This window comes from Flavobacterium sp. (assembly GCF_036759525.1).
GTDB lineage: Bacteria > Bacteroidota > Bacteroidia > Flavobacteriales > Flavobacteriaceae > Flavobacterium.
The window spans coordinates 397,690-404,609 of sequence record NZ_DAIOUN010000001.1 but is presented as its reverse complement, the minus strand read 5'-3'; the positions used below and the strand labels follow the sequence as shown (position 1 = coordinate 404,609).

Here is a 6,920-nt window from a genome sequence, read left to right as displayed (position 1 = left end):
TGTCCTTTTTTGAGGTTGGTTTACCGAAAGTGTAATGGGCGAAATGCGGGCCATAAAAGGGGTATACTCCAAGGGTTGCGATGGCGTAAAAGAAAACCATTGCATTTGAGCCGTTCCTTGCATCATGCCGGTGAGGTAGGCATCTCCCGCAGCATTTACCGACAAACTTTGTCCTGAATCGTTTTGACTGCCGCCAGCCGCGAATGCAAAATTGAGAGCTCCGTTGTCTAAATAACGAAGCAAAACCACTTCTCGGTTGGAAAATGTACCCGTAGTGGTGCTCACTTGCTCTGTCCATTGCGTTGTGCCCCCAGAAAGTGTTCCGGTGAGGTACAGACTGCCAAAGTCGTCCAATTGCAGGAAGTTGTGATGGGCCACTTCAAACGAACCGTTTCCGGGGACTTCCCTAGCCCAAAGGTATTGGCCGTTGGTATTGAGTTTGGCTAAGAAAAAATCGACTCCGGTAATGGGGCCTTCCAGGGTAAGATGGTCCAGTTGAACGGGAATAAAAGTTTCGGCCGCCCAATAGACAGATTGGTTGTGTACTTGTACCGTGGGCGATGAGCAGGTGATGTCTTCTACATACTTAATCCATTGAAAAACACCATTGGGATTATATTTCACCAAGTAAACGGTATAATCTAATTGGGTAGGTTGCAAAACTCCGGCATACACCGAATTGGTATGGGCACACGATCCGGTTGCGTATATATTCCCATCGGAATCTATGGCCAAAGCGGTTAATCGATTGACATTTTCCTGCACAATCAACTGCAAGGAAACGCCATCCGGATTTAATTTTTCAATATAGCAGGTTCCGTAATTGTCGTAACCTATGTAAATCGCCCCCTGATTGTCGAATGCGATGGATTTAAACGTGTTTACCCCCACTACAGGCATGGTGAGCACTTTGTGCCAAATTAAAGCTCCTGAAGGGCTTATTTTAAGCAATACGTGCTGAGGCAATCCGGATGTATTGGCAATAATTGTTTGGTCAAATGTTAAAGCGTTCAGATGCTCTACAGCCAGGTATATATTGCCTTGCGAATCGGATTTCATTTGTTGAGCTACGGCTCTACCGTTTAGAGTTTTGAAAAACAACAAACTTCCGATTGGGCTGTATTTTTGAAAACTCAAGTTGCCAAACAGTTCGGTATAGGAATACGGATTGTCTTTGTACCCAATAAAATAAGCATTGTCAAAAGCATCTACAGCTCCCAAATAACCTGAAGGCAACGGTGAGGTTAGGGCACTATTGGGGGTAAGTACCCATTCTACCGATTGGGCATTAGCGAAAATAACGGGAGTTAGTGCAAACAGAAAGAGTAGTTTTTTTAGCATGGTTATTCGGTTGTTGTGTGCTAAAGATAAGATGAAAAAAGGACTATAAGGTTGCTTTGGGAAGGCTGTTTTTTCTAACCTTACGAAATCAAGAACCATTAAGCCGTTTGGCTTATTTCTTTTATAAAAAAGTGAAGCATCTTAATGCTTTACTGTTTTTTACAATCTTTGCATCCTTTGCGGTTAAAAAACCTACTCGCACAAACCCTTCAAGATTTCCAACGCTTTGGGCCAAGTGGCATTGAAATAATCGGCATAATCTTCACTGGTGTCGGTTTCCACCGAAAGGGTCGTTATGCCCTTGTTTTCTGAAAACGTATAATTTTCCAGTGCTCCTTTCCAACTCTCTACCATTTCTCCTTCGGTTATTTCGATATCGCCATCTAAGATGCCCAAATGTTCAATAGAAATGAATTGATTGGGACTATTTTCGACAATACGGGAAACCATGCCTCCTTTTTTTCCTTCTTCTCCCGTTCCGATGAAGTAGATTTTGTCGCCTTTATTCCAACCGCCTTCAAAAGTGGATGTAGGATTGAATGCCGCGGTCCATTTTTCGTAAGTTGGTTTGGAAAGCATAATCCTAAATACCTTTTCGGCTTTGGCCTTGATTTCTATGGAATAGTTTAGTTTTTTCATGTTTTTGTTTTTAGGTACGACACTAAGGGATTTGAAGTTAAACTTATATGACTTATGTAGTTTAATTTATTTACCATATAAGGCATATAAGCTTTAGGTTAGGTTAACGATAATTTCGCTCCACATACCCTTTGAAATTATTCAATATTGCTTGCCAACCCGCTTTTTGCAAGTCTACCGGATTTTGATTTTCTGCTTCAAAAACGGTAGTAACGTTGGTGGTCTTGCCTACTTTTTCAAATGATGTGATTACTTTTCGTCCGTCTTCTAAGGTATAAACTAATTTTTCATTTGGAATGACTTCATCGTACACTGCCCTCAAATCAAAACCAAAACTGCCGTCTTTGGCTTCCATTCGGGAAAAATAGGCTCCGCCCACAACGGGATTATTTTCAGCCCTTGGACAATGCCAATCATCGGAAGCAAAATTCCAATGGATTATATGTCTTGCGTTGGTGTAATAATCCCAAACGACTTCCGGTGATTGATTTACTCTAGCTTCAATCGTAATTTGTATGTCTTTCATAGTCGTATTATTTACTGGTTTCAAAACCCCTTTTAACCCTTTGCAACATAGAGCCTTTCCAGCTTACCTTTCCTCTTCACCAAATTCTTATAATCCCACTGAAGAGTTTCTGCTTTTTTGAGCCAGCGTAGTACATCTTCTGCATTAATTTCGGAAACCGAATTATAAAAAATGGAGGCGTCTTTGAATTTTTCTCCTCTGACGTTCAATGCGGGTTCTTCAAAATCGGCACCACTCCAAAACAATAACCGAATACCTGCTTTTTGTTTGCTAAAACCTACAATCGGATTTCCCTCAATAAACCAAACCGGATGAGCGTGCCATATTTTGCTTTCGGTAAACGCTAAATGAGCCTCAATTAACTCTGTGAGTTGTTGGCCAATGGCTTGATCGGATTCAGAGGGAAGAGTTGCGATATAATTCTGAATGGGTTCCATATTCGATTATTGGATTGTTTGATTATTGGATTTTCAGAAAGTCGAAAGCTCCTTTTCTGAGGTTGATATCATATTCTGAATAAGCTTTCAAACAAGCTAAAAAGTTAGCCCAACCTTCGGTATTTCCGGTAAGCCAACTGATGCCTTTTTCGTTATTCTCTTTTCCATCTTCGGATATGTGAACTAAGGTGCTTTTGTCTTTTTGTTCGGTTAATTGAATGGTTACAATCGTTTCGGGATCCCAAATAAAGGTTATTTTATGGTTCGGAATCACTTGGGTAACGGTTAATGGGCATTTTTCTTCAAACTCCGGAAATGTCCAGATGAGCTCAGCGTTTTCTTCTATTCTACCGGTACTGCTTTCAATAAAATAGTGTGTCATTCTATCCGGATTGACGATATTTTCGAAAACCGTTTCGATGGGTTTTTGAATTTGAATTTTAGCCTGAATGATGAGTTTCATTTTGGTTGTTGTGTTGTTGGTAATAAACTCATTCCTATTACCCCATTAGTCCTTTAATTTTCTCTTTATTTTTGTAAAACACCCAAAGGTTGATTAAAAACAATACGCCGGCAATGGCTAATCCCTCCGGCATATAAACGGCATTATGAAGCAGGATTCCAACCATGACCGGAAAAAGCATTAAGGCAGCCAACAAGCGAGTTTTGGGAAAAATAAATAACAATCCGGACAAGAGTTCTACCGCTCCCACAAGCGGCATAAGCCATGTGATGGTCATAAAGGCTTCGCCTGCTTTTAGTACTTCGGGTTCCAACTCGGGAATGGGCATGTAGTGTAAAAATTTGTCTAATCCGGCATTGATGAACATCAATCCGAAAAGCGTAAACACTATTCCTTTTACTATCTTCATATGGGTTTATTTATTGCATCGAATACAATCCGAAGGTGTTGTTTTCTGTATCCAAACACATGCTGATAAAACCGTGTTCGCCAATTGCCATTTTCGAACAATATACTTTTCCACCAGCTTTTTCAACTCGGCTTTCCTCTACACTACAATCTTCACAGGGGAAGTACACCATTGTAGATGTGTTCCCGGGATTGTTAACCCGAGCTTCTTTCATTTGAACTAAAGCTCCGCTTACTCCTTGGTTTTCGGCATTTGAGAAGCATGACATAATAAATTCATCGCTTCCTCCCGGAGCTTGCATGTCGTGGAATTGGGTTCCTAATACGGTTGCATAAAATTGTTTGGCTCGGTCCATGTTGTCTACATAAATTTCAAACCAACAGATTACATTTTGATTCATAGTTGTTCCTTTTTTGATTGATGGTATACAAATGTAATTGCTTGTTATTACAATATTCTTGTCTTATGTCAAGAAATGAAGCTAACTCATTTCTTTTCGAATTCGACTAAAAGAAGTATCTGTAATTCCCAAATACCGTGCAATGTATTTTAGTGGAGATTGCAGAATCCATTTTGGTTTTTCTTTCAGGAGTTGCAAATAGCGGTCTTTGGCGGACAGGGTTACCATTTCTACCATTCGTTGTTTGAAATGAAACATGCGATTGGTCATCCAAAGCCGGCCCCATTCTGAAAATCCGGGAATGGTATGATACAATTCCTGAAACGTTTCGTAATCAATTTTCCAACAAATACAATCTGTGAGAGCCTGAATATTTTCCTGACTTGGAATGCGTTGAAACAACGATAAAACATCTATAACCACTTCGTTATCTGAAAAGAAATCGGTTGTTATATCGTCTCCATTGTAATCCCAAGCAAAGGAACGCATGAGTCCGCTTTGTAGAATTAAGTATCCGTCTGAGACTTCGCCTTTTTTAAAAATAAAATCGCCTTTTTTAAATTGAATGGGGTAATGAGCTTCTTGAATTTTCTGCAAATCGGATGCGTCTATTAACGGATGTTGGTATACTTGGGCAAACCATTCGTTTATCATGAGATCATACTTTTATTGAAAGTTTAAATATACAAAAAAGATGATCTTTGGCTTAAAAAAAGATTGATTTTAAGGCCATTAAAAAGAAGTGATTTTTTTTATTAAATCAAAAAGCGGGCCTCGATGAGAGAACCCGCTTTTATCAAAAACAATCTATTTTTTATTTTTTCACTATCAAGAATTCACTTCTACGGTTTAACGCGTGTTGTTCTTCTGAACAGTTCTCTTTACAATCTTCTTTAGGCTCAGATTCACCCATTCCTTTACCCGAAATGCGATCTTTAGAAATACCTTTAGAAATAATGTACTGAACGGTAGATTTAGCTCTACGGTCTGATAAATTCATGTTGTAGGTATCGCTACCTCTGCTGTCTGTATGCGATTTGGCTAAAATAACCATGTTGGGATTATTTTGCATTACTTGAACCAACTTATCCAATTCAAATGCCCCTTCGGCAGTGATATTGCTTTTGTTGTATTCAAAGTAAATTGGTTTTAAAATCACTTCGGTTTCTGTAACAATCACATCGATTGGGTTCAGAGGAGCATTTACTGTAGCTTTAGGCCCTTTGCTGGCCGCTACAGGGAAAGTGTTGCTTTCGTAACCGTCTTTTGCTGCCTGAATGGTATACGATTTGTTACATTCAACATAATAGGTAACTTCACCTTTGGCATTAGACATTTCGGTTGCAATTACATTTTTCTTATCGTCTACTATCGCCACTTTAGCATTGGCTAAAATAGCACCGGTTTTGGCATCGGTAACAATAGTGATTACTTCTACACCACAAACTGGGGTAGCCAAGAAAATGTTGTCTACTCCGGAACGGTTACTAGATAGGAAACCTAAATTTTTCTCGGTATTGAAGGTAAAGGCAAAATCATCTTTTTCGCTGTTTACCGGTTTACCCATATTTACCGCTTCACCGGAAGCCATATTGTAGGCAAACACATCGTAACCTCCAAAACCTTGTCTGCCGCTTGAAGCAAAATACAGGGTTTTGTTGTCTTCAGAAATAAACGGGAAGCTTTCGTTGCCTTCGGTATTTACTTTAGAACCTAAGTTTTCGGGAGTTCCAAAAGAACCGTCTTCGTTTACGGCTACTTTCCAAATATCTATACCTCCAATAGATCCCGGCATGTTTGACGAGAAATATAACGTTTTCCCATCTTTACTTAAACTTGGGTTGCTGGTAGAATAGGTATTGCTGTTAAACGGTAGCGGCGTAATGTTTGTCCATTTTCCGTTGGTATTGGTAGCTTTGAATAGATTAACCTGACTCAATTTGGAATTGATAGATTTGTCTTTTTCAAAACTTTTCTCTTTGAAACTTTCACTGGCAAAGTACATGGTTTTACCATCGGCACTGATAGTAACAGGTCCGTCATGCCATTTGGAATTCAGTTCGGTTACCGGTTCGGGATTGGTAATGGTTCCATCTACATTATGGGTCGCTTTGTACACGTCTAAGTAGGGTTCATCGTTCCAACCGTAGGTTTTACGAGCCGCATTTCGGGCACTAGCAAAAAACAATTGGTCTTGATATAAAACAGCTCCAAAATCGGATTTATCGCTGTTAATGTCTAAAGATTTTACTTCAAACTGTTTTTGTTTATCCAATAATTTGGGTAAATAATTTGGATTTGCTTTAAAATCTTTGGCTCTTTGATCAGCAGGAGCTTTTGCTGCAAATTGTTGCATTTGCTTATTTGCTTCTTCGTATTTACCTTGAGCCTTCAACATTTGAGCATAGCGGTAATAGGTTTCGGCATCTTGTTCTGACTCTACAGCTCTAGCATACCATTTAGAAGCTTCAGCTGCATTGAACATGTTAAAATAACTATCGGCCAATTGCTTGAAAACATAAGAATCTGCTTTCCCTTTTTCGGCAATCTTTAGATATTCTTCGGCAGCAGCTACATATTCAAAACGTTTGAATAATTTGTCGGCTTGCTGTGTTTCTTTAGTCTGAGCGTTAAGTGAACTGGCACTTAGCATCAGTATACTCAACAGGGATATATAGGTTTTTTTCATCTTGTGAATGCTTTAT

9 protein-coding genes are annotated in these 6,920 nt (G+C 39.3%); all 9 read right to left on the bottom strand.

All coding sequences use genetic code 11. From position 1 onward, the window contains the following. Positions 1–1,341, bottom strand: a 1,341-nt coding sequence (locus tag V7M80_RS01820; RefSeq protein WP_333693607.1) for a hypothetical protein, incomplete at its 3' end; no start/stop codon positions are given. A 192-nt stretch (positions 1,342–1,533) separates the two neighbouring features. Further along, positions 1,534–1,980, bottom strand: coding sequence for an SRPBCC domain-containing protein (locus V7M80_RS01815; RefSeq protein WP_333693606.1), 447 nt, complete (start codon positions 1,978–1,980; stop codon positions 1,534–1,536). A gap of 103 nt (positions 1,981–2,083) precedes the next feature. Next, positions 2,084–2,506 (bottom strand): SRPBCC family protein, encoded by a 423-nt coding sequence (locus tag V7M80_RS01810; RefSeq protein ID WP_333693605.1) that lies wholly within the window; start codon positions 2,504–2,506, stop codon positions 2,084–2,086. A gap of 32 nt (positions 2,507–2,538) precedes the next feature. Then, positions 2,539–2,943, bottom strand: coding sequence for a DUF1801 domain-containing protein (locus V7M80_RS01805; RefSeq protein ID WP_333693604.1), 405 nt, complete (start codon positions 2,941–2,943; stop codon positions 2,539–2,541). A gap of 22 nt (positions 2,944–2,965) precedes the next feature. Then, complete coding sequence (locus V7M80_RS01800; protein ID WP_333693603.1) at positions 2,966–3,406, bottom strand: SRPBCC domain-containing protein; 441 nt, start codon at positions 3,404–3,406, stop codon at positions 2,966–2,968. A gap of 37 nt (positions 3,407–3,443) precedes the next feature. Then, positions 3,444–3,815 carry a DoxX family membrane protein gene (locus V7M80_RS01795; RefSeq protein WP_333693601.1) on the bottom strand — a complete coding sequence of 124 codons (372 nt, stop codon included), beginning with the start codon at positions 3,813–3,815 and terminating at the stop codon, positions 3,444–3,446. A 10-nt stretch (positions 3,816–3,825) separates the two neighbouring features. Further along, complete coding sequence (locus V7M80_RS01790) at positions 3,826–4,215, bottom strand: VOC family protein (RefSeq protein ID WP_333693599.1); 390 nt, start codon at positions 4,213–4,215, stop codon at positions 3,826–3,828. Between the two features lie 81 nt (positions 4,216–4,296). Beyond that, a complete protein-coding gene (locus tag V7M80_RS01785) occupies positions 4,297–4,869 on the bottom strand; it encodes a Crp/Fnr family transcriptional regulator (RefSeq protein WP_333693597.1) in 573 nt (190 codons plus the stop codon). Between the two features lie 160 nt (positions 4,870–5,029). Then, the gene (locus V7M80_RS01780) at positions 5,030–6,904 is read right to left on the bottom strand and encodes an OmpA family protein (RefSeq protein ID WP_333693596.1); all 1,875 of its coding nucleotides are present in this window, start codon (positions 6,902–6,904) and stop codon (positions 5,030–5,032) included. Positions 6,905–6,920 lie beyond the last annotated feature (16 nt).

What these genes read in the sequence shown, in the direction of transcription:
- V7M80_RS01780 (WP_333693596.1), bottom strand. Translation starts at nt 6,904, where the DNA reads ATGAAAAAAACCTATATATCCCTGTTGAGTATACTGATGCTAAGTGCC.
- V7M80_RS01795 (WP_333693601.1), bottom strand. Translation starts at nt 3,815, where the DNA reads ATGAAGATAGTAAAAGGAATAGTGTTTACGCTTTTCGGATTGATGTTC.
- V7M80_RS01805 (WP_333693604.1), bottom strand. Translation starts at nt 2,943, where the DNA reads ATGGAACCCATTCAGAATTATATCGCAACTCTTCCCTCTGAATCCGAT.
- V7M80_RS01815 (WP_333693606.1), bottom strand. Translation starts at nt 1,980, where the DNA reads ATGAAAAAACTAAACTATTCCATAGAAATCAAGGCCAAAGCCGAAAAG.
- V7M80_RS01785 (WP_333693597.1), bottom strand. Translation starts at nt 4,869, where the DNA reads ATGATAAACGAATGGTTTGCCCAAGTATACCAACATCCGTTAATAGAC.
- V7M80_RS01790 (WP_333693599.1), bottom strand. Translation starts at nt 4,215, where the DNA reads ATGAATCAAAATGTAATCTGTTGGTTTGAAATTTATGTAGACAACATG.
- V7M80_RS01800 (WP_333693603.1), bottom strand. Translation starts at nt 3,406, where the DNA reads ATGAAACTCATCATTCAGGCTAAAATTCAAATTCAAAAACCCATCGAA.
- V7M80_RS01810 (WP_333693605.1), bottom strand. Translation starts at nt 2,506, where the DNA reads ATGAAAGACATACAAATTACGATTGAAGCTAGAGTAAATCAATCACCG.